The following is a 21615-nucleotide window of genomic DNA, read 5'->3' as shown; positions in this document are numbered from 1 at the left end:
GCGAGCGCGGGATCACCCGGTCGACGCGGGTGAACCGTGGGGGTATGCGACTTTTCAGGAGGTTCGTCGGCGGCACCATGTGACCATGGCGGAGCGGGCGGGGGAGTCGGCGCGGGAGGCCGGGCCGGCGGGGCGGATCGACCCGGTGGTGCTGGTGCTGGGCGTCGCCGGGGTGCTGGCGGTGGTCGGCTGGGGGGTGTTCGGGGGCGGCTCGCTGGCCGGGTTCGGCGCCGCCGGGCTGGCCTGGGCGATCAACACCTTCGGCTGGTTCTTCGTGGTCGCCGCGGACGCCTTCCTGGTGCTCTCGGTGGTGATCGCGGCGTCCCGCTTCGGCCGGATCCGACTCGGCGCGGACGACGACGAGCCGGAGTTCAGCACGATGGCCTGGGTGTCGATGATGTTCAGCACCGGCATGGGCATCGGCCTGGTCTTCTATGCCGTGGCCGAGCCCATCCAGCACTACGCCGCACCGCCACCGGCCGCCGGCGTCGAACCGCAGACCCCGGCCGCCGCCGAGGTGGCGATGCAGTACACCCTGTTCCACTGGACCCTGCACCCCTGGGGGATCTACGCCATCGCGGCGCTGGCGCTGGCGTACTCGACGTTCCGGAAGAAGCGGGGTAGCCGCATCTCCGCCGCCTTCGAACCGCTGCTGGGCGCGCGGTCGTACGGGCGGGTCGGACAGGCGGTCGACCTGCTGGCGGTCTTCGCCACCGTCTTCGGCTCGGCGACCAGCCTGGGCCTGGGGGCGCTCCAGGTGGCCGCCGGCCTGGAGAGCGCGACCGCGGTGCCCGACAGCACCGCGATCGAGCTGGTGGTCATCGCCGCGCTCACCGCCGCCTTCGTGGTCTCCGCCTTCACCGGGCTGCACAAGGGCATCAAGTGGCTCTCGACCACCAACGTGGTGCTCGCCGTCGGGCTGATGGTCTTCGTCTTCGTGGCCGGGCCGACCATCTACACCCTGGAGGTGCTGCCCGCCTCGGTCGGTGACTACCTCAGCCGCCTGACGATCATGTCCACCCGGACCGGGGCCTTCTCCGACCCGGCCTGGCTCGGCGCGTGGACCATTTTCTACTGGGCGTGGTGGATCTCCTGGGCACCGTTCGTCGGCATCTTCATCGCTCGCATCTCCAAGGGGCGGACCATCCGGCAGTTCGTCACCGGGGTGCTGCTGGTGCCCAGCGGGGCCAGCGTGATCTGGTTCGCCATCATGGGCGGCACCGCCCTGCGGGTGCAGACCACCGGCACCCGGGACCTCGTCGCCGATGTCTCGGCGAGCACCGAGAAGGCCCTCTTCGGCCTGCTCCAGGCGCTGCCGCTGGCGGCGCTGACCACGGTGCTGGCGATGGTCCTGGTCGCGCTCTTCTTCGTCACCGGCGCCGACTCGGCGGCGCTGGTGCTGGGCTCGCTCAGCTCGCGGGGCGCACTGCGGCCGCACCGGGGCGTGGTGGTGCTCTGGGGCGTGCTGATCGGCGCGGTCGCCGCCGCACTGCTGCTCGCCGGTGGCCTGGCCGCCCTGCAACAGGCGACGATCCTGGTCGCGCTGCCGTTCGTGGTGGTGATGCTCGGGCTCGCCGTGGCCCTGCTGTGCGACCTGGCGCGGGACCCGACGGTCAACCCGCCCGTGGCCAGGCCGCGCCGCTACGGCCTGGTCGCCGCGATGCGGGCCGCCCGGTCGTACGAGGAGGAGGATCCGCCACCGGTGACCCGGTGGTTCCACCGCCCCCCGCAGTGACACCACCCCCGCCGGCGTCGTTCGCCACACGCCCGTGCCCCCGTCGGCGGATCGTCGGCCCGGCAGGGCAGGATGTACGCCGAGGGGGTGGCAGATGGCTGGGCGGATCCGGGACGAGGACATCGCGCTGGTCCGGGAACGCACCTCGATTGCCGAGGTCATCTCCGACACGGTGACCCTCAAGTCCGCCGGCGGTGGCAACCTCAAGGGCCTCTGCCCGTTCCACGACGAGAAGAGCCCGTCCTTCAACGTCTCGCCCGCCCGCAACGTCTGGTACTGCTTCGGCTGCGGGGCCGGCGGCGACGCCATCAAGTTCCTGATGGACGCCGAGCACCTCAGCTTCATCGAGTCCGTCGAGCGGCTCGCCGCCCGCGCCGGCATCCAGCTGCGCTACGTCGAGGGCGACAACGCCGCCCCACGCCCCCGTCCCCAGCAGGGGCAGAAGCAGCGGCTGGTGGCCGCGCACGCCGCCGCCGTCGAGTTCTACCAGGCCCAGCTCACCACGGCCGCCGCCCGGCCGGCCCGGGAGTTCCTGGCGCAGCGGGGCTTCGACCGGGCCGCCGCCCAGCGGTACGGCTGCGGCTTCGCCCCGGACGCCTGGGACCTGCTCACCAAGCACCTGCGCCAGCAGGGCTTCAGCCACGACGAGCTGGTAACCGGCGGGCTGTCCCGCCCGTCGCGTTCCGGGACGCTGATCGACCGGTTCCGCCGCCGGCTGATGTGGCCGATCCGGGACATCACCGGCGACGTGATCGGTTTCGGCGCCCGCAAGCTCTTCGACGACGACGACGGCCCGAAATACCTCAACACCCCCGAGACGCCGATCTACAAGAAGTCGCACGTCCTCTACGGCATCGACCAGGCCAAGCGGGAGATCGCCAAGCAGGGCAAGGTGGTCGTCGTCGAGGGCTACACCGACGTGATGGCCTGTCACCTCGCCGACGTGCCGACGGCCGTGGCGACCTGCGGCACGGCGTTCGGCGCCGACCACATCGCGGTGCTGCGCCGGCTCCTGCTGGACACCGACGCGGTGGCCGGCGAGATCATCTTCACCTTCGACGGGGACGCCGCCGGCCAGAAGGCCGCGCTGCGCGCCTTCGAGGACGACCAGCGCTTCGTCGGGCGTACCTTCATCGCGGTCAGCCCGGACAACATGGACCCGTGCGAGCTGCGCCTGGCCAAGGGCGACCTGGCCGTGCGCGACCTGGTTGCCCGCCGCGAGCCGCTGGTCGACTTCGCGCTGCGCCATGTGATCAACCGGTACGACCTGGACACCGTCGACGGCCGGGTGGAGGCGATGCGCCGGGCCGCGCCGCTCGTCGCCAAGATCAAGGACCGGGAGAAGCGCCCCGAGTACGTCCGCAAGCTCGCCGGCGACCTCGGCATGGAGATCGAGCCGGTGCAGCGCGCGGTGCTCGCCGCCGACGCCACCCCGACCGCCGAGCGGCGCTCGTCCGCCCCGACCCGCTCGACGGCGGCGCCCGAGCCGGCGGTGGACAGCCCGCAGTCGATGGTCGAGCGCGAGGCGTTGAAGCTGGCCCTGCAGGAGCCGGTGCTGGCCGGGCCGATGTTCGACGCGGTCGACGCCCCGGAGTACCGGCACCCGGTGCACGCGGCGGTCCGCGCGGCGATCGCCGCGGCGGGCGGGGCCGCGGCTGCCACCGCCGGCGCGGTCTGGATCGAGTCGGTCCGCGACGCCTGCGAGGACCTCGCCGCCCGGGCGCTGGTCGGCGAACTGGCCGTCGAGCCGCTGCGCATCGACGGCGAACCCGACCCCCGGTACGTCTCGATCACCATGGCCCGGTTGCAGTGGGGCTCGGTCACCGCCCGGATCCGGGACCTCAAATCCAAGATCCAGCGGGTCAACCCGGTGAACAACAAGGACGAGTACTTCGCCCTCTTCGGGGAACTGCTCTCGCTGGAGCAGCACGCGCGGGCGCTGCGCGAGCAGGCCGCGGGAGGACTGTGATGGGACTGTTCAGCCGCAAGCCGAAGCTGCCGCCCGCCGCCCGGCCCCCGCTCGCCGACGACGAACGGGTGCTCGCCTGGGCGGCCGCCGGCAACGGCGAGGGCGACGGCGTGGTGGTGGCCAGCAACCTCGGGCTCTGGCTGCCCGGCCGCCCGCACCGGCTGGGCTGGCACGACATCCTCAAGGCGGTGTGGTCCGGCCACGAGCTGACCGTCACCCCGGCCGAGCGGATCACCGAGCGCGACGGCTACCAGGTGGTGGCGGACTGCCCGGCCGAGACCTACCTGCTGGTCGACCCGGGCGAGCTGCCGCACCAGGTGCGGGCCCGGGTCACCCGGTCGGTGGCGTACACCGCGCACCACCCGTTGCCCGGCGGCGCCGGGCGGGTCGCGGCCCGGCGGGTGGCCGGTGTGGACGGGCTGAGCTGGACCGTGCGCTTCGACCCGGGCACCCCCGCCGACGACGAGGCCGTGCTGGCGGAGACCGACCGGCTGGTGGCGGCCGCCCGCGCCGCGACCGCCCCCGCTGACGCCTGAACCGGCTCACCCGCCCCGGTAGAACCGCGCCGCGCCCGGATGCAGCGGGATCGGGTCGGTGCTGGATGCGCTCTGCCGGGTGAAGTTGCCCGCCTCCGGGTGCACCCCGATCAGGTCGCCCTGGTAGGCGAAGAGCAGCCGGGTCAGGTCGTACGCCAGCTCGTCCGGCATGTCGGCGCTGACCAGGATCATGTTCGACACCGTGACCGTCGGCGTGCCGGACGGCGTGCGGTAGGCGTCCTTCGGCAGCTCGGCGGTGGTGTACACCGAGCCGTACCGGGCGTTGAGCGGCTCGATCAGGTCGGCGATCGGCAGCAGCGTGAATGTGCCCGGCGCGCTGGAGAGCAGGTCGGCGATGCCCGGGGTGGGCAGGCCGCCGGAGAAGAACATCGCATCCAGCGTGCCGGCCCGCATCCGCTTGACCGTTTCCGGCAGGGACAGGGTGAACCGGTCCACGTCCCGGTCCGGGTCCATCCCGGCGGCGGTCAGCAGCCGCCCGGCGATGATGTCCGTGCCGGACTTCGGCGAACCCGTGGAAACCCGCTTCCCGCGCAGCCCGGCGAAGTCCTTCACCTTGGCGTCGGCCCGCACGATCACGTGGGTGTAGTTGCTGTACACCCGGGCCAGCGCCCGCACCGGCTGGGGCTGCCCGACGAAGGCGCCCTGCCCGGTGACCGCGTCGGCCGCGGTGTCGGCGAGGCTGAAGGCGATCTCCATGTCGCCGCTGGCCAGCCGGGTGACGTTCTCCACCGAGGCGCCGGTCGGCTCGGCCCGCGCCTCGTACCCGGGCAGGTGGCGGCTGATCACATCGGCGTAGCCGCCACCGAGCTGGTAGTACACGCCGGTGGTGTTGCCGGTGGCGAGGAAGATCCGGCCGCCGTGCCAGGCCTGCGGCGGCGCGGCCGGCTCTCCGCAGCCCGCCACCAGCAGCGTCACCAGCAGGACGGCCAGCAAGTGCGGTGGCCGGCGGGTCACGCCCGGACCGCCGGTTCCAACGCCTCCGCCACCCGCTGCACCAGGGTCGCGGTCTCGAAACCGATCTGACCCAGGTCGCAGCCCGGCGCGGCGAGCACCCCGAGCAGGGCCCGCTCGCCGACCGCCATCACCAGCATCACCCCGCCGTCCATGTCGACGATCTGCTGGCGCACGCGGCCGGCGGACATCAGCCGCGCGGCGCCGACGGTCAGGCTGGCCAGGCCGCTGATCACGGCGGCGAGCTGGTCCACCTGGTCGGGGGAGAGGTGCGGTGAGGAGGCCAGGCGCAGCCCGTCCTCGGAGACGGCGACGGCGTGCGACACGTCCGGCACCTGCTCGGCGAAGTTCGTCAGGAGCCAGTCCAGGCCGGCGCTCACGGGTGTGGTCATCGGTGTCTCCCGTTGGGTCTCGTCTGCTGGTTACGTCGCATCGCGCTGGCCACCCCCTCGGCGAGCGCGGACAGTCGGGCCCGCACCACCTCCGGGTCGAGCAGGTCCTCCGCCGGTCGGGCCGGCGCAGTGTTCGGCAAGGTCGGGAGCTGATCGCCGCGGGTCCGGCGGGGCAGGCCGGCGCCGGAGGTGGCCGGCCCGGTCGACGGGTGGGCGGCGCCGGGCGGGGGCGCCACGGCGGCCCGGAGCACCGGCGGCCGGGGCGGGGCCGCGACCCCGGCACCGGGGGTGACCACCGGCAACGTCACCGTCGGCGCGTGGTGGACGTCGGTCGGGTCCGGCCGGAACAGGCTGCCGCCGTACGTCGGCGTCAGCCGGGGCGCGGGCGTCGGGTTCGGCACGGTCGCCGCCAGGGCCGGCGCGCCGGCCCCGGCCCGGAACCAGGCCGCCGTCGAGGCGGGCTGGCGGACGGGAACGGGGCGCCGGGACACCGTCTCCACCCGGACGAGCGCCGACTCGGGCACCTCGACCTGGGCCAGCGTGCCGGTGCCGGTGTTGTGCAACTGCACCCGGATCCCGTACCGGGCGGCCAGGTGGGCCACCACGTGCAGGCCCATGCTGCCGGCGGCGGCGCTGGAGAGCACCGCCGGGGCGAGCAGCCGCTTGTTGATCGCGGCGAGCCGGCCCTCGCTGATGCCGATGCCCTGGTCGTGCACGCGCAGCGTGAGCCCGTCGATCGTCCGTCGGCCGTCGACCTGCACCGGGGTGTGCGGCGGCGAGTAGTTGGTGGCGTTCTCCAGCAGCTCGGCGAGGAGGTGGACCAGGTAACCCACCGCCGACCCGTGCACCGCCGCCGCCGGCACGTCGATCTCCACCCGGGTGTAGTCCTCGATCTCGGAGGAGGCCGCGCGCACCACGTCGCCGAGCAGGTGGTCCCCCTCGTACGCCCGCCCCGGCTCGCCACCGGCGAGGACCAGCAGGTTCTCGCCGTTGCGGCGCATCCGGGCGGCGAGATGGTCGAGCGCGAAGAGCCGGGCCAGCGCGTCCGGATCGGTCTCGTCGCGTTCGAAGTCGTCGAGCAGGCGCAGCTGCCGGGTGATCAGGGTCCGGATCCGACGGGCCAGCGCCTCGGCCATCCGGGTCACGTCCAGCCGCAGCTCGGCCTGCTCGCCGGCGAGTCGCAGCGCCGCCCGGTTGACCGTGTCGAACGCCTCGGCCACCTGGGCGACCTCGTCGCGCCCCTGCCGGATGTCCTCGGTCAGCCGGGTCGCCTCGCCCTCGGCCGGTGTGCCCTCGCCGGCTGCGATCGCGGTGATCCGCTCGGGCAGCTCCGAGTTGGCCACGGTGAGCGCCGCCACCCGCAGCCGGCGCAGCCGGCGGCTGGTCCGTACGGCCAGCAGCGCGGCGGCCAGCAGCGAGCCCGCCGCGACGGCGGTGGTGGCCCCGCCGGTGACCAGGGCCCGCCGGCGGGCGTCCCGGGCCAGGCTGGCGGCCTGCTGGTCCAGGTCCTCGGAGAGTTCCCGGCCGAGCAGGTTGAAGCGCCGGATCGTGCCGCTCTGGGCCACGTACCAGGCGTCGCCGTCGACCTTCAGCGCGGCGGCCAGGGTCTCGCCCTTGACGGCGGTGTCCCGCATCCGCTGGGCGGTCGCCACGTCGGCGCCGGCGACCAGCCGGGCGTACGCGGCCTCGGCGTCGGAGTCGGCGATCCGGGAGAACTCGGCCTGGCGCTGTTCCCGCGCGCCCCGCAGCTGGCCGAGCCGGACCAGTTCGCCCTGGGCCAGCTCGCCGCGGACGAAGACCGTCCGGAGCAGGTCGCGTTCCAGCGCGGCCAGGTGTTCCTGGCTGGCGACCGCCGCCACCTCCCGGGCGGCGTTGGCCAGCTCGGTGTCGCGCAGCTGCGCGGGCAGCGCGTCGGCGACGGTGAGCAGCGACTCGACCAGTGCCACGTAGGTGGGGTCGGCCCCCTCCGACGTGGGCGCCGACCGGCGGGCGGGGTCGAGCTGGTAGAGCTGGTCGTCGGCGGTGTCGAGCACCCGCCCGAGGTCCGGTGCGGCCCGGCGGGCGTCCCGGCTGGCGGTGCGGAACCGGTCGACGGCGGTGTCCACCCGCAGCCGCTGGGCGTCCACCAGCGGCCGGCCGGTGGAGCCACCCCGCTGGCGCAGGGCGGCCGTCTCGCCGAGTTCCCGCTCCAGCTCGTGCACCAGGCGCACGGTGGCGGTGGCGGTGCCGGCGAGGACCCGGGCCCGGTCGGCGTCGGCGGAGGCGTCCAGCGCGGTGCTGGTCTGGGTGGCGCCCAGCACGACCAGGCCGATGGTGGCGACCAGGATCGGTGCGAGCAGTTGGGTGCGGACCGACCAGAGCCGGTCGGTGTGGTCCGCCGGCCGATTGTGCCGGCGTACGCGGGCGGGGCGGGGGAGCGGCACGCGGGTCTCCCGGGAATGGTCGGGGACGCCGGGCCCGGGCGGTGGCCCGGACCCGGCGCCGTCGGTCAGCTCGCGCCGAGGTCCTGCAGGGCCTTGGCCGCCCCGCGGTGCAGCGGTACGGGGTCGGTCTTGCGGGCGTTGTCCAGGTTGATGCCCTTGGCGGCCGGGTTGGCCTGGGCCAGCGCGTCCTTCTTGTCGAAGACGGTCCGCGCGACGGCGCAGGCGACGTTGGCGTTGAGGTCCTTGCGGACCAGCAGCACGTTGGGCACCACGATGGTCGGGGTGTCCGTCGCCGTCTTGTAGACGTCCGCGCGGATCGTCCCGGCCTGGTACGCGGGGTTCTGCTCGGTCATCTTGGGCAGCAGCGGGGCGATGTCCAGGAACTTCACCTTGTCGCCCGCCGTGGTGAACAGGTCGGTGACCCCGCCGGTCGGCACCCCGCCGGACCAGAAGAAGCCGTCGATGCTGCCGTCCTTGATCCCCTCCACGGTCTTGGCCAGGTCGAGTCGCTGCGCCTGGACGTCCTTGGCCGGGTCGAGACCGGCGGCGGTGAGCAGGCGGTTGGCGATGACCTCGGTGCCGGACTTGGGGGAGCCGGTGGAGATCTTCTTGCCCTTCATGTCGGCGACCGAGCCGATGCCGGAATCGGCCCGCACGATCACCTGGGTGTAGTTGTCGTAGATCCGGGCCAGCGCCTCCACCGGCTGCGGCGAGGTGAAGCTGCCCTTGCCCTGCACCGCGTTGACGGCGGTGTCGAAGAGCGAGAACGCGACGTCGTACTGGCCGCCGACGAGCTGCTCGATGTTCTGCACCGAGGCGCCGGTCTCGGCGGCGGTGCCGGTCAGCTTGCCGTCGGTCGTCGTGGAGAGCTGGCCGGCGAGGGCGTTGCCGACCACGTAGTACACGCCGGTGGCGTTACCGGTGGCGATGCCGACGCGGGTGCTGTCAGTGACCTTGCAGGTGATCTCGCTGGCGGCGTCGTCCTTCGTCGCGCCGTCCTGTTTGCCCCCGCAGCCGGCGGCGCCGCTCGCGACGAGGGCGAGCGCCCCCACTCCCGCGGCGAGCCGCACGTTGATCCGTCTCACTGTTTTCCTCCCCATGGTTCACCGGTGGTGTTGCCGACGGCTCGCCGGTCCGGTTGGCGGAGCCGCGTCGTACGAGGACACCCGCCACCACGGCGGCGGCCAGGACCGCGCCGACCGTGACGGGTACGGGTTCGAGCCAGAGCAGCGTCAGCCCGGCGAGCGCGCCGAGGATCCGTTCCGGTACGCCGGCCGGGCCGACGCCGGGCAGCCAGCCGCCCGCCGCCACGGCGAGCACGGCGACGCTGAGCGCGGAGACCACCACGGCCACGGCGACCCGCTGCGGCCCGCCGATTCCGAGCAGCCCCAGACCGGCCGGGGTGATCACGAAGGCGATCGGGATCAGGTAGGCCGGCAGGGCGTACCGCAGGGTCTGCCACATGGTCGGCACCAGCCGGCCGCCGGTGACCGCGGCGGCGGCCACCGCGGCGAGCGCGGTCGGTGGGGAGACCTCGGACAGGACCGCGAAGTAGAAGACGAACATCGCCGCGGCGGGCGCGGCGACGCCCAGGTCCAGCAGGGCCGGGCCGATGATCACCCAGCCGATCACGAACGAGGCGGTGACCGGCACGGCCAGCCCCAGCAGGCTGAGCGCGACGGCGGCCAGCACGGCGGTGAGCGCCAGTACCACGGCCGGGTCGGACGAGACCGCCTGCGCGCCGGAGACCAGCAGTGCCGCCGCCTGCGGGCCGAGCCCGGTCTTGGTGGTGGTCGCCGTGATGATGCCGGCCGCGGCGCAGACCGCGCTGACCGCGAGCACCCCGCGCGCGCCGGTGCCGAGCGCCTCGACCAGCCGGGCCGGGGTGAGCCGGTGCCGACGGTCCAGGAAGGACAGCGCGGCGGCCAGCACGGTCGCCCCCACCACCGCCTTCGTCGCCGAGACGCCCAGGGCGAGCAGGCCGGTGATCACCAGCAGGGACAGGAAGTGGTAGCCGAAGCGGCCCAGCAGCCGCCAGGGCGAGTCGGTGTGCACGACCACCGGTCGCACGCCCGAGCGCCGGGCGTCGATCTCGACCGCGAGCAGGATGCCGAGGTAGTACAGCATCGTCGGGATGGTCGCCCAGCCCAGCACCTGGAGGTACGACACGCCCAGGTACTCGGCGATGATGAAGGCGGCCGCACCGAGGGTGGGCGGGGACAGGATCGCCCCGACGCCGGCGGCGGCGAGCATCCCGCCGGCGCGCTCGGCCGGGTAGCCGGCCCGGCGCAGCAGCGGCCAGGTCACCGCGCCGATGCTGACGGTCGTCGCCGCGCCCGATCCGGAGACCGTGCCGAGCAGGAAGCCGGAGGCGACCGCCGTGCGCCCGGCGGCCGTCCGGGAGCGCCGGAAGGCAGCGGCGGAGAGTTCCACGAAGAACCGCCCGGCCCCGGAGAGGTCCAGCACCGCGCCGTAGATGGTGAACAGCACGATGTACGAGGCCGCGACGTCGAGCGGGGTGCCGTAGAACCCGCTGTCGGAGTTGTAGAACGCGTCCACGAGCTGGCCGAAGTCGAGCCCGGCGTGCGCCACCGGCCAGGACTGCGGCAGCAGCCCGCCGTAGTAGCCGTAGGCCAGGAACAGCAGGCAGACGGCGGGCAGGATCCAGCCGGTGGTGCGCCGGCAGGCCTCCAGCAGCAGGAGCAGCAGCACGGTGCCCATCGCGACGTCGAGCCCGACGAGCAGGCCCTGCCGGTCGAGGAAGGCGTCGTACCCGCCGCCCCCGCCACCGACGGTGAACGGCAGCACCGGGTAGAGGCAGGCGACCAGGGCCGCGGCGGCCAGTAGCCAGTCCGACCGGGTCGGGTCCGGCCCGTCGACGGCGGCGGGTGTGCGGCCCGGCCGCCAGGGGATCGAAAGGCCCGCCGGGTACGCCAGGAACACCGTCGGCAGCACGCCGGCCAGGAAAATGATCAGGTAGTACTTGCTGCCCTGCGGAAGTGGTTGAAAGACCTGGACAAGTGCCAGCAGGGCGATCCCCACCGTCGTGCCGGTGACCAGAAGACCGACCGGGCCGGTGAGCGAGCGCCCCGGTTTCTCGTCCTCGAATTGCGCGGCGAGTTCGCGGGTGTCCGGCACCGCGGCGCGGGGTGGTGTCCCCACCGTGACCTGCGGTGGCAGGGGTTCCGGAGCGTCCTTGAGGGCGGCTCCCGCCCCCCTGGAGCCGGGGTGCGGCGCCTGCGGGGCGGGACCGTCGGAGAAGCGTACGGACGACACGAGGGGGCACGATACGCCAATTATCTACGCCATGGAACATTGCCGGATATCATTGCAGTCGGTAATGGCGATCTATTTCAATCACGCAGAGGAATCTGAGTAAAGAAGGATTTAACAAATTGATGGAGCTGAACTGTTGACAGGCGCCGGCGGCCGGGGTGCGTCCGAAAAGGATCTGTCCAGTATGCCCGCATCGCCCCGCTGATGCCCCGCGGCGACGGCCCGACGGCTCGTTGCACGAAAGCGTACCGGTCGGTGACTGTCCGTAGTGTCAACTACTCTGCGTTGCCGGATCCGAGCCCGCTGTGGCGGGGGCGGAAACCCGTCGAGGGTGTCGGACGTCGCCGGTAGGGTCGGCCGGTGACCACTGCTCAACCACTCATCCAGGCTCGGGGGCTGGTGAAGCGGTTCGGCGACTTCACCGCCGTCGACGGCATCGATGTCGAGGTACGCCCCGGCGAGGCGTTCGGCTTCCTCGGGCCGAACGGCGCCGGCAAGTCCTCCACCATGCGCATGATCGGCTGCATCTCCCCGCCCAGCGGCGGGGAGCTGCGCATCCTCGGCATGGACCCGGTGCGCGACGGCCCCGCCATCCGGGCGCGGCTCGGCGTCTGCCCCCAGCTCGACAACCTCGATCCCGAGCTGACCGTCCGGGAGAACCTCACCACCTACGCCCGCTACTTCGGCGTGCCCCGCGCGGTGGCCCGGGCGCGCGCCGCCGAGCTGCTCGACTTCGTGCAGCTCACCGAGCGGGCCGACAGCAAGGTCGAGCCGCTCTCCGGCGGCATGAAGCGCCGGCTGACCATCGCCCGCGCGCTGGTCAACGAGCCCGAGATCGTGCTGCTCGACGAGCCGACCACCGGGCTCGACCCGCAGGCCCGGCACCTGGTCTGGGAGCGGCTGTTCCGGCTCAAGCAGCAGGGGGTGACGCTGGTGCTGACCACCCACTACATGGACGAGGCCGAGCAGCTCTGCGACCGCCTCGTGGTGATGGACGGCGGGCGGATCGTCGCCGAGGGCTCGCCCCGGGCGCTGATCGAACGGCACTCCACCCGCGAGGTGGTGGAGCTGCGCTTCGCGGCCGAGTCGCAGGAGGCGTTCGCCGGCAAGCTCGACGGGCTGGGGGAGCGGGTCGAGGTGCTGCCCGACCGGATCCTGCTCTACGTCAGCGACGGGGACGCCGCCGTCGGCCAGGTGGAGGCGCGCGGCCTGACGCCGGCCAGCGTCCTGGTCCGGCGCAGCAGCCTGGAGGACGTCTTCCTGCACCTCACCGGCCGCACCCTGGTCGACTGACGGCCGTGGGCGGGGCGGCTCCGGCCGCTGCGTAGCATCGACGGTCGACGGGGGAGGAGTGTCCACCATGGATGCCGGATCGAGACGCCAGGCCGGGCTGACCGCGCTCTACCTGGGCGTGTTCGCCACGATCTGGTTCAGCGTGCCGGCGGCCGACCCGCCGCTGCGCGCCGCGCTCGTGGTGGCCAGCGGCCTGGCCCTGCTCACCGCGCTGCTCGGCGCGGTCGTCGTGGTCCGGACCGGGCGCGCGGCCGCCGTCCTGCCCCGGAACCGGGGCACCGACCGCCGGTACGGCGTCATCGTCGCCGTCGAGTTCGCCGTGGCCGTGCTCGGCGCCCTCGCCCTGGCCGGGCTCGGCTGGTCGGAGTTCGTCCCGGTCCTGGTCTGCGCGGTGGTCGGCCTGCACTTCGTGCCGCTGGCTCCGGTGCTGCGCGACCGGCTGCTGGTGCCGCTGGGCGTCGCGCTGTGCCTGGTGGCGCTGGCCGGGCTGGTCGTCGCGCTCACCTCGTCGGTCCAGGCCGGCCTGGTCGTCGGCACCGGCGCCGGGCTGCTGCTCTGGGGCTACGCCGCGCGCGCGTTGCTCGCCACGACCCGCGCCGCCTGAACGGCGCCCCACGACGGTCCGCCGCCCCGCCGCCGCGCCGACGAGTCCGGCCCCCCGGGGCGCGCCCCGCCCCCATTTGCGGCGTGTCGGGGCGTCCGGACGGCGGGAGGCCCCAACACGCCGCAAACGGGGGTCGACAGAGCGGCAGGTACCGGCCGTGCCCGGGCCGGCCCGCGCGGGTGCCGTTCCGGAGCCGCGAGCGGGCCCGGTAAAGGGCGCGACACGCGGGGCGGCCGGCCGTAGGGTTGCCGCGGCCTGTCGTACCCCCGGGGTAGGAAGGCCGTGGTGGACGGCGGGTGAGAGGAGGTCCGGGTGAGCGTGGCGCAACGGCCCCCGTTGCCGAGGGTGCCGGCGCTGGCGGTGCTGGCCCACTACCTGACCGGCTACCGCCGCACCTGGCGGGCCGGGGTCTTCTCGTCCTTCCTGCTGCCGACGCTGACCGTGGTCGGCTTCGGCCTCGGCGTGGGCGCGTACGTCGACCAGGGCGTCGACGGGGTGCGGTACCTCGACTGGATCGTGCCCGGGCTGCTGGCCTCGACCGCGCTCCAGGTGGCCATCGGCGAGTCGACCTGGCCGGTGTTCAGCAACTTCCAGTGGATCAAGACCTACTCCGCGCAGAGCGCGGCACCGCTGCGGATCCGCGACATCCTCGCCGGCCACCTGGCCTTCGTGCTGTTCCGGGCGCTCACCGCCAGCGCCGCGTTCCTGCTGGTGACGGCGCTGTTCGGGGCGCTGCGTTCGGGGTGGGCGGTGGCCACCCTGCCGGTGGTGGCGCTGCTCTGCCTGGCGGTCGCCGCGCCGACCTTCGCGTACGCGGCGGTGGTGGACAGCGACAGCTGGCTGGCCATGCTGTTCCGGTTCGCGGTGATCCCGATGACGCTCTTCGCCGGGATCTTCTTCCCGGTCGAGTCGCTGCCCGGCGTGCTGCGCTGGCTGGCGTACGCGACTCCGCTCTGGCACGCCGTCGACCTGTGCCGGGCGGCGACGCTCGGCGTGGCCCCGCAGTGGTCGATCGCCGGCCACCTGCTCTACCTCGCGGCCTGGGCGCTGGGCGGCTGGCTGCTGGCCGCCCGGCTCTTCCGTCGCCGGCTCGTGGTCTAGGAGGCTCGCGTGGTCACTCTCGTCCTGCCCCGGCTGCTCGACGTCTCCGGCACGTCGCGCCGGTCGGCCGCGGTGGTCGAGCGCAACGTGGCGGCGCTCAAGTCGGTCTACTGGCTGCTGCTGCTCTCCGGGTTCGTCGAGCCGGTGCTCTACCTGTTCTCCATCGGGGTCGGGGTGGGCCAGCTGATCGACGGGCTCACCCTGGCCGACGGCCGGGTGGTGGAGTACGCCGCGTTCGTCGCCCCGGCCATGCTGGCCTCCTCGGCGATGACGGGGGCGCTGGCCGAAACCACCTTCAACTTCTTCGGCAAGATGAAGTACCTCAAGCTCTACGACGGGATCATCGCCACCCCGGTGCGGCCCTTCGAGATCGCACTCGGGGAGCTGGGGTGGGCGATGGTGCGCGGCTCGGCCTACTCGGCGGCGTTCCTCGCGGTGATGGTGGCGATGGACCTGACCTCCGTGGGGCGGGCGCTGTTGGCGTTCCCGGCGGCGGTGCTGGTCGGCTTCACCTTCGGCGCTATCGGCATGGCGCTGGCGACCTTCATGCGCAGCTGGCAGGACTTCGACCTGATGGGCTCGGCGCAGTTCACCCTCTTCCTCTTCTCGGGCACCTTCGTGCCGGCCGAGGACTACCCTGCGCTGCTGCGCTGGGTGGTGGAGGTGACCCCGCTCTACCGCTCGGTGCACCTGATCCGGGACATCTGTGTCGGCGGGTCCGGTTGGCTGTGGCTGCTGGACCTGCTCTACCTGCTGGCGCTGACCGGGCTCGGGCTGGCCGTGGCGTCTCGGCGCATGGTGGGCCTGCTCTACAAGTGAGGGGTTAACCGTTGGCTTTCCCGGGGCATGTCGGGGGGACAACCGTTGACCACGAGGAGGGGCGATGGCCTCCGACGACACGTCCGCCCGGGCCGGGCGCGACCGCGACGACCAGAACACCGCGACCGCGGCCGGGTCCCGTTCGAGCGACCCGGGGGGCCGTAACCCGCGCGGCAGCCGGCCGGTCGGTCCCGACGAGGGCCCGGACAGCCCGGCCGAGCTGCCCGGCTCCGGCTGGGTGGCGGCCCTGAAGCGCACCGTCAAGGAGTTCCAGGACGACAGCCTCACCGACCTGGCCGCCGCGCTGACCTACTACGGGGTGCTCTCCATCTTCCCCGGGCTGCTGGTGCTGATCTCCCTGCTCGGCCTGCTCGGCGACCGCGCCACCCAGGGGGTCAAGGACACCGTCAACCAGGCGGTGCCGGAGGAGAACATCCGGAAGATCATCGAGGGCGCCATCGAGCAGGCGGGCGCCTCGGGCGGGCTGGCCAGCATCGCCGCGATCGTCGGTCTGCTCGTGGCCTTCTGGTCCGCCTCCGGCTACATCGCCGCCTTCATGCGCGCCTCGAACACCATCTACGACGTGCCCGAGGGGCGGCCGATCTGGAAGACCCTGCCGATCCGGCTCGGGGTGACCGCGGTGATCGGCGTGATGCTGCTGGCCTGCGCGGTGATCGTGGTCTTCACCGGCGGTTTCGCCGAGCAGGTCGGTAGCGCGATCGGGTTGGGCTCCACCGCGGTGACCGTGTGGAACATCGCCAAGTGGCCGGTGCTGCTGCTCCTGGTCAGCCTGATGTTCGCGATCCTCTACTGGGCCTCGCCGAACGCCCGGCACGGCGGCTTCCGCTGGGTCAGCCCGGGCGGCGTGCTGGCCGTGGTGATCTGGCTGGTGATCTCCGGCCTCTTCGCCCTGTACGTCAGCAACTTCGCGTCCTACAACAAGACCTACGGCGCGCTGGCCGGCGTGATCATCTTCCTGGTCTGGCTGTGGCTGAGCAACATCGCCATCCTGCTCGGCGCCGAGTTCGACGCGGAGCTGGAGCGCGGCCGGGCCATCTCGGCCGGTCACTCGCCGGAGGATGAGCCCTACGTCGAGTTGCGCGACGACCGCAAGCTCAAGAAGCGCAACGCCGCCGGGGAGCGCTAGCTCCTCCCACAGGCCCGAGGTCGACCCCGTCGCGTCCGGCGCGACGGGGTCGGCCTTTTCTTGATCCACTTATAGCTTTTGTCCTAACGGACAAAAGTTGGCGGCGGATTGACTGAAGCTATGGACAGGAGGCACGGAAGGCTCCTACTGTGTCGGACACAACACATCGACGTCACATCGATGTGAACACCGACGCGGAGGTGGATCCCGTGCGGACGGTAGAACCCCTGCACCTACGGCTGTTGCGGCTGCTCCGCGACGCGGGGCCGGCGTCCCGGGCCGAGCTGGGTGACCGCCTCCAGATGCCCCGGCCCCGGCTGCTGGCCGAGCTGGAGCGGCTGGTGGGACTGGGCCTGGTGGCCGAGGCGGGACTGGCCGCCTCCCGGGGCGGGCGGCGCTCGACCCTGGTCGAGCTGGACCCCCGGTTGCGTTTCGCCGCCGTCGACCTGGGTGCCAGCTCGATCGACGTCGAGGTGGTCAACGGCCGGCTGGAGCCGGTCGCCGCGTACGCCGAGCCGGCCGACATCCGCTCCGGACCGAAGGTGATCCTGCACCGGGTCAACGAGCTGCTGCACAAGGCCCGGGTGGACGGGGCGTACGAGAAGCTGGACGGCGTCGGCGTGGGCGTTCCCGGGCCGGTGAGCTTCCGCGACGGGGTGCCCGTCTCGCCGCCCATCATGCCCGGCTGGGACCGGTTCCCCGTCCGTGAGCTGCTCACCCGCGAACACGGCTGCCCGGCGGTGGTCGACAACGACGTCAACATCATGGCGATCGGGGAACGGCACGGCGGGGTCGCCCACTCGATCGACGACTTCCTGTTCGTCAAGATCGGCACCGGCATAGGGTGCGGGATCTACCTCAGCGGCGGGGTCTACCGGGGCACCGACGGCTGCGCCGGCGACATCGGCCACATCCAGGTCGACGCGCACGGCGCGGTCTGCTCCTGCGGCAACGTCGGCTGCCTGGAGGCGGTCTTCAGCGGGGCCGCCCTGGCCCGCGAGGCGGTCGCCGCCGCCCGGGCCGGCACCTCCCCGGCGCTCGCCGAACGGCTCGCCGCCCGGGGCGTGGTCACCGCCCGGGACGTCGCCGAGGGGGCGGTCGAGGGCGACGTCACCTGCATCCAGCTGATCCGCGACGGCGGCCGGCGGGTCGGCCAGGTGCTGGCCGGCCTGGTCAGCTTCACCAACCCCTCGATGATCGTGATCGGCGGCGGGCTGGCCCAGCTCGGCCACATCCTGCTCGCCGAGATCCGCAGCGTGGTCTACCGCCGGTCGCTGCCACTGGCCACCGGCAACCTGCCGGTCGTCCTGTCCGAGCTGGGCCCCCGCGCCGGCGTCGCCGGCGCCGCGGTGCTGGCGAGCGACGTCGCCTTCGGGGAGGCATCGTGAGCGCGAGGAGTGAGCCGAGCGCGCCCGAGGGCGGGACGGCTCCGCTGGTGACCCCGCCCGCCGACACCGTCGCGGGCGAGGTGGTCCTGCGCCTCACCGACGTGGTGAAGACCTTCCCCGGCGTACGGGCGCTGGACGGGGTGCAGTTGGAGGTGCGGGCCGGCGAGGTGCACTGCCTGCTCGGGCAGAACGGCGCCGGCAAGTCCACCCTGATCAAGGTGCTCGCCGGGGTGCACCGGCCGGACTCGGGGCACGTCGAGTGGCGCGGCCAGCCCGCCGCCTTCGCCGACCCGCAGGCCGCCATGCGCGCCGGGATCGCCACCATCTACCAGGAACTCGACCTGGTCGAGGATCTCTCGGTGGCGGAGAACGCCTTCCTCGGCCACGAGCCGCGCCGGCTCGGCTTCGTCCGGCGCGGGCAGATGGCCCGCCGGACCCGGGAGATCCTGGGCCGGCTCGGCCACGGCGAGATCCCGCCCGGCCGGATGGTCCGCGCCCTGCCGGCCGCCGGCAAGCAGGTGGTCAGCATGGCCCGGGCGCTCTCCCACGAGGCGCGACTGATCATCATGGACGAGCCGAGCGCGGTGCTGGCCCACGACGAGGTGGGCAACCTGTTCCGGATCATCCGGGAGCTCACCGCGCAGGGCATCGCGGTCATCTACATCTCGCACCGGTTGGAGGAGATCCGCGAGATCGGCGACCGGGTGACCGTACTCAAGGACGGCCGGACCACGGCGGCGAACCTGCCGGCCCGGGAGACCCCGACCCGCGACCTGGTCTCGAAGATGACCGGCCGCACCATCGAGTACGTCTTCCCGGACCGGCCGACCGGCACCGACACCGGCGCGGAACTGCTGCGGGTCGACGGGCTCGGCCGCGCGGGCGAGTTCGCCGACGTCTCCCTCAGCGTGCGGGCCGGCGAGATCGTCGGCATCGCCGGCCTGGTCGGCTCCGGCCGGTCCGAGCTGCTGGAGACCATCTTTGGCGCCCGCCGCCCGGAGACCGGCACCGTCCACGTGGACGGCCGGGCGCTGCGCCCCGGCAGCGTCGGCGCGGCCGTCCGGGCCGGCATGGGGATGGCGCCCGAGGAGCGCAAGAGCCAGGCGCTGCTGCTCGGCGAGCCGATCCACCGCAACGTCACCCTCGCCACCTTCAGCCGGTACGCCCGGCTCGGGTTCACCGACGCCGGCCGCGAGCGCGACGAGGCGGAACGGATCGCCGACCGCCTCCAGCTCCGGCCCCGGGACGTGCGCCGCCCGGTACGCACGCTCTCCGGCGGCAACCAGCAGAAGGTGGTGGTCGGGCGGTGGCTGCTCGGCGACACCCGGCTGCTGCTGCTGGACGAACCCACCCGTGGGGTGGACGTCGGCGCCCGGGCCGAGCTCTACCGGGTGATCCGCGACCTGGCCGCGCAGGGCGTCGGGGTGCTGCTGGTCTCCAGTGAGGTGCCCGAGGTGCTCGGCCTGGCCGACCGGGTGCTGGTCATGCGGGAGGGCCGGATGGTGCGCGAGGCACCGGCCGGCGAACTGGACGAGAACACCGTGCTCGACCTCGTCATGGCGGGGTCCCTGATGGAAGGCGCGCCCGCATGAACGAGCGCACACAGCGGAGCGAGGTGGCGGCATGAGCGAGACCGCGACGCCCGAGAGTCGGGCGGAGTTGCCGGCGCAGTCCCCGCCGGTCGACCCGGCGGAGACGGCGGCGGTGACCAACAAGGCCGCCGCGCCGGGCCGGCTGTCCTGGTGGCACGGCGACGGCGGCGAGGGCGCGAAGCGCAACCTCGGCCTGATCGCGGTGCTGGTGGTGCTGGTGGTCATCGGCGCCGCCACCCGCTCGGACCTCTACTCGAACCCGGACTGGGTGTGGAACAACACCCTGACCATCCTCAAGCTGGCCTCGGTGGTCGGCGTGGTGACCGTCGGGATGACCTTCGTCATCATCGGCGGGGGCATCGACCTCTCCGTCGGGGCGATCGTCGCGCTGGCCGGGGTCTGGTGCACCACGGTCGCCACCCAGAGCTACGGCGCCGGCGGCATGATCTTCAGTGCGCTCACCGTGGGCGTGGCGGTCGGGCTGGTCAACGGCCTGCTGATCTCGTACGGACGGCTGGTGCCGTTCATCGCCACGCTGGCCATGATGGTCGCCGCCCGTGGTCTGGCCGCGGAGATCTCCGACAAGCAGACCCAGGTCTCGAACAACACCTTCATCAACGACATCGCCGCCACCCAACTGCTCGGCATCCCGTTGCTGGTCTACATCCTGGCGGCCGTGGTCGCGGCGGGCTGGGTGCTGCTCAACCGCACCACCTTCGGCCGGCGCACGGTCGCCGTCGGCGGCAACCCGGAGGCGGCCCGACTGGCCGGCATCGACGTCCGCCGGCACACCCTGCTGCTCTACGCGCTCTCCGGCCTCTGCTGCGGCATCGCCGCGGTCATGCTCACCGCGCAGGCCAACTCCGCCCAGGCCGCCATGGCCAACCTGTACGAGTTGGACGCGATCGCCGCGGCCATCATCGGCGGGACGCTGCTCAGCGGCGGCCGGGGCACCATCGTCGGCTCCCTGCTCGGGGTGCTGATCTTCTCCACCATCACCAACCTCTTCGCCATCAACGGCCTCTCCACCGAGGCCCAGAACATGGTCAAGGGCGGCATCATCGTCGGCGCCGTCCTGGTCCAGCAGGTGCAGTTCCGCAGTCTGACCCAGTTCCTCGGCCGCAATCGGGCCACCACCGCCTGAGAAGTCCGCGGCGCGGTGACGCGTCGCGCTCCTCACGACACACCGCATCTCGGCGGCCACCTGACGACGGTGGCCGGGATCCGCACACCCTCTTTCGCTCCACCACGTCACTTTGGAGGTCGTCATGACCCAGCACAGTCGTGACCTGTCCCGCCGCCGGTTGCTGTTCGGCGGGGCCGCCGTCGGCGCCGGCGTGCTCCTCGCCGGTTGCACCAGCAACGAGACCGAGCCCACCGCCGCGCAGACCAAGGCCGCCGCGACCGGCGGCAACGCCGAGCCGGGCAAGAAGGTGATCATCGGCTTCTCCGCCCCGGCCGCCGACCACGGCTGGATCGCCGCCATCACCAACAACGCCAAGGCGCAGGCCCAGGCGTACTCGGACGTGGAGTTCAAGTCCGTCGAGGCCGGCGCGGACGCGGCGGCGCAGCGGGCGGCGCTGTCCACGCTGATCTCGCAGAAGCCCGACGTCATCGTGCTGCTGCCGCACGACGGCAAGGAGCTCAACGCCTTCGGCCTGGAGGCGATGAAGGCCGGCATCCCGGTGGTCAACCTGGACCGGGCCTTCCCCGACGCGCGCGCCTACCGGCTGCAGATCAAGGGCGACAACTACGGCATGGGGGTGGCCGCCGCGACGTACATCGTGGCGCAGCTCAAGGCCAAGGGCGTCAGCAACCCGGTGATCGGGGAGATCGCCGGCATGGACGAGCTGGAGCTGACCCAGGAGCGGTCGAAGGGCTTCGCCGACACCCTCGCGGCGAACGGCCTCAAGGTCGCCAACCGGCGGGCGGCGCGGTTCACCGCCGACTCCGGCCAGCAGGAGGCGAGCGGCCTGTTCCAGGCGCTGCCGAAGATGGACGCGCTCTGGAACCACGACGACGACCAGGGCATCGGCGTCCTCGCGGCGGTCAACCAGGCCAACCGCAAGGAGTTCTTCATGGTCGGCGGCGCCGGCTCGAAGAAGGCGATGGAGGACATCCAGTCCGACAACACGGTGCTCAAGGCCACCGTCACCTACAGCCCGTCGATGGCCTCCTCGGCCATCTCGCTGGCCCGCCTGATCGGCCAGGGCAAGGGCATGTCCGACCTGGTGGAACTCCAGGTGCCCAAGGAGATCGTGCTCGCCTCCGAGACGATCACCAAGGAGAACGCGGGCAACTACCTCAAGCTCGGGTTCTGACACACGGGGGGAGACCCACCTTGTCCACACAGCACAGCGAACTGCGG

The 21615-nt window shown here is 72.9% G+C and carries 17 protein-coding genes; 12 read left to right on the top strand and 5 right to left on the bottom strand.

Going from position 1 to position 21615, the window contains the following annotated elements:
• Positions 1–85 precede the first annotated feature (85 nt).
• From ACTMTB_RS14275 to ACTMTB_RS14265, 3 genes are all read left to right on the top strand, one after another.
• Positions 86–1735: a BCCT family transporter gene (locus ACTMTB_RS14275; RefSeq protein ID WP_441145745.1), complete on the top strand. Its 1650-nt coding sequence runs from the start codon at positions 86–88 to the stop codon at positions 1733–1735.
• A gap of 94 nt (positions 1736–1829) precedes the next feature.
• The gene (gene dnaG / locus ACTMTB_RS14270) at positions 1830–3704 is read left to right on the top strand and encodes a DNA primase (RefSeq protein WP_441145743.1); all 1875 of its coding nucleotides are present in this window, start codon (positions 1830–1832) and stop codon (positions 3702–3704) included.
• Positions 3704–4240: a hypothetical protein gene (locus tag ACTMTB_RS14265; protein WP_441145742.1), complete on the top strand. Its 537-nt coding sequence runs from the start codon at positions 3704–3706 to the stop codon at positions 4238–4240. The genes dnaG and ACTMTB_RS14265 overlap by 1 nt, the downstream gene beginning before the upstream one ends.
• A 6-nt stretch (positions 4241–4246) precedes the next feature.
• Here the strand turns inward: ACTMTB_RS14265 and ACTMTB_RS14260 are convergent, their stop codons facing one another.
• The 5 genes from ACTMTB_RS14260 to ACTMTB_RS14240 all read right to left on the bottom strand — a co-directional run bounded on the left by ACTMTB_RS14260 (position 4247) and on the right by ACTMTB_RS14240 (position 11303).
• Positions 4247–5215, bottom strand: a complete 969-nt coding sequence (locus ACTMTB_RS14260) for a TAXI family TRAP transporter solute-binding subunit (protein WP_441145740.1) — start codon at positions 5213–5215, stop codon at positions 4247–4249.
• Positions 5212–5604 carry a roadblock/LC7 domain-containing protein gene (locus ACTMTB_RS14255; protein ID WP_441145738.1) on the bottom strand — a complete coding sequence of 131 codons (393 nt, stop codon included), beginning with the start codon at positions 5602–5604 and terminating at the stop codon, positions 5212–5214. Before ACTMTB_RS14255 ends, ACTMTB_RS14260 begins: the two co-directional genes overlap by 4 nt.
• Positions 5601–8027, bottom strand: coding sequence for a sensor histidine kinase (locus tag ACTMTB_RS14250; protein WP_441145736.1), 2427 nt, complete (start codon positions 8025–8027; stop codon positions 5601–5603). Before ACTMTB_RS14250 ends, ACTMTB_RS14255 begins: the two co-directional genes overlap by 4 nt.
• 65 nt (positions 8028–8092) lie before the next feature.
• Positions 8093–9079, bottom strand: a complete 987-nt coding sequence (locus ACTMTB_RS14245) for a TAXI family TRAP transporter solute-binding subunit (protein WP_441145934.1) — start codon at positions 9077–9079, stop codon at positions 8093–8095.
• The gene (locus ACTMTB_RS14240) at positions 8973–11303 is read right to left on the bottom strand and encodes a TRAP transporter permease (protein ID WP_441145735.1); all 2331 of its coding nucleotides are present in this window, start codon (positions 11301–11303) and stop codon (positions 8973–8975) included. Before ACTMTB_RS14240 ends, ACTMTB_RS14245 begins: the two co-directional genes overlap by 107 nt.
• 360 nt (positions 11304–11663) lie before the next feature.
• Between ACTMTB_RS14240 and ACTMTB_RS14235 the strand changes: the two genes are divergently transcribed.
• The 9 genes from ACTMTB_RS14235 to ACTMTB_RS14195 all read left to right on the top strand — a co-directional run bounded on the left by ACTMTB_RS14235 (position 11664) and on the right by ACTMTB_RS14195 (position 21568).
• Positions 11664–12596, top strand: a complete 933-nt coding sequence (locus ACTMTB_RS14235) for an ABC transporter ATP-binding protein (protein ID WP_441145733.1) — start codon at positions 11664–11666, stop codon at positions 12594–12596.
• Positions 12597–12663: 67 nt separating this feature from the next.
• A complete protein-coding gene (locus ACTMTB_RS14230; RefSeq protein ID WP_441145731.1) occupies positions 12664–13200 on the top strand; it encodes a hypothetical protein in 537 nt (178 codons plus the stop codon).
• Between the two features lie 312 nt (positions 13201–13512).
• Positions 13513–14301 (top strand): ABC transporter permease, encoded by a 789-nt coding sequence (locus ACTMTB_RS14225; protein ID WP_441145729.1) that lies wholly within the window; start codon positions 13513–13515, stop codon positions 14299–14301.
• Positions 14302–14310: 9 nt separating this feature from the next.
• Positions 14311–15120, top strand: coding sequence for an ABC transporter permease (locus ACTMTB_RS14220; protein WP_441145727.1), 810 nt, complete (start codon positions 14311–14313; stop codon positions 15118–15120).
• 64 nt (positions 15121–15184) lie between these two features.
• Positions 15185–16267, top strand: coding sequence for a YihY/virulence factor BrkB family protein (locus tag ACTMTB_RS14215; protein ID WP_441145725.1), 1083 nt, complete (start codon positions 15185–15187; stop codon positions 16265–16267).
• A gap of 209 nt (positions 16268–16476) precedes the next feature.
• The gene (locus tag ACTMTB_RS14210; protein WP_441145723.1) at positions 16477–17655 is read left to right on the top strand and encodes an ROK family protein; all 1179 of its coding nucleotides are present in this window, start codon (positions 16477–16479) and stop codon (positions 17653–17655) included.
• An 80-nt stretch (positions 17656–17735) separates the two neighbouring features.
• Positions 17736–19247 carry a sugar ABC transporter ATP-binding protein gene (locus tag ACTMTB_RS14205; protein WP_441145932.1) on the top strand — a complete coding sequence of 504 codons (1512 nt, stop codon included), beginning with the start codon at positions 17736–17738 and terminating at the stop codon, positions 19245–19247.
• Between the two features lie 31 nt (positions 19248–19278).
• Positions 19279–20391, top strand: coding sequence for an ABC transporter permease (locus ACTMTB_RS14200; protein ID WP_441145721.1), 1113 nt, complete (start codon positions 19279–19281; stop codon positions 20389–20391).
• Positions 20392–20515: 124 nt separating this feature from the next.
• The gene (locus tag ACTMTB_RS14195; protein WP_441145719.1) at positions 20516–21568 is read left to right on the top strand and encodes a substrate-binding domain-containing protein; all 1053 of its coding nucleotides are present in this window, start codon (positions 20516–20518) and stop codon (positions 21566–21568) included.
• Positions 21569–21615: the final 47 nt, after the last annotated feature.

The organism is Micromonospora sp. L32 (genome assembly GCF_052068055.1).
GTDB lineage: Bacteria > Actinomycetota > Actinomycetes > Mycobacteriales > Micromonosporaceae > Micromonospora > Micromonospora purpureochromogenes.
The sequence above is the reverse complement of the archived record's forward strand: the minus strand, read 5'-3'. Positions and strand labels throughout refer to the sequence as shown.

Excerpts from the sequence above, each read along its gene's own strand:
- ACTMTB_RS14275 (WP_441145745.1), top strand. The coding sequence starts at position 86 with ATGGCGGAGCGGGCGGGGGAGTCGGCGCGGGAGGCCGGGCCGGCGGGG.
- dnaG (WP_441145743.1), top strand. The coding sequence starts at position 1,830 with ATGGCTGGGCGGATCCGGGACGAGGACATCGCGCTGGTCCGGGAACGC.
- ACTMTB_RS14265 (WP_441145742.1), top strand. The coding sequence starts at position 3,704 with ATGGGACTGTTCAGCCGCAAGCCGAAGCTGCCGCCCGCCGCCCGGCCC.
- ACTMTB_RS14255 (WP_441145738.1), bottom strand. The coding sequence starts at position 5,604 with ATGACCACACCCGTGAGCGCCGGCCTGGACTGGCTCCTGACGAACTTC.
- ACTMTB_RS14230 (WP_441145731.1), top strand. The coding sequence starts at position 12,664 with ATGGATGCCGGATCGAGACGCCAGGCCGGGCTGACCGCGCTCTACCTG.
- ACTMTB_RS14215 (WP_441145725.1), top strand. The coding sequence starts at position 15,185 with ATGGCCTCCGACGACACGTCCGCCCGGGCCGGGCGCGACCGCGACGAC.
- ACTMTB_RS14200 (WP_441145721.1), top strand. The coding sequence starts at position 19,279 with ATGAGCGAGACCGCGACGCCCGAGAGTCGGGCGGAGTTGCCGGCGCAG.
- ACTMTB_RS14195 (WP_441145719.1), top strand. The coding sequence starts at position 20,516 with ATGACCCAGCACAGTCGTGACCTGTCCCGCCGCCGGTTGCTGTTCGGC.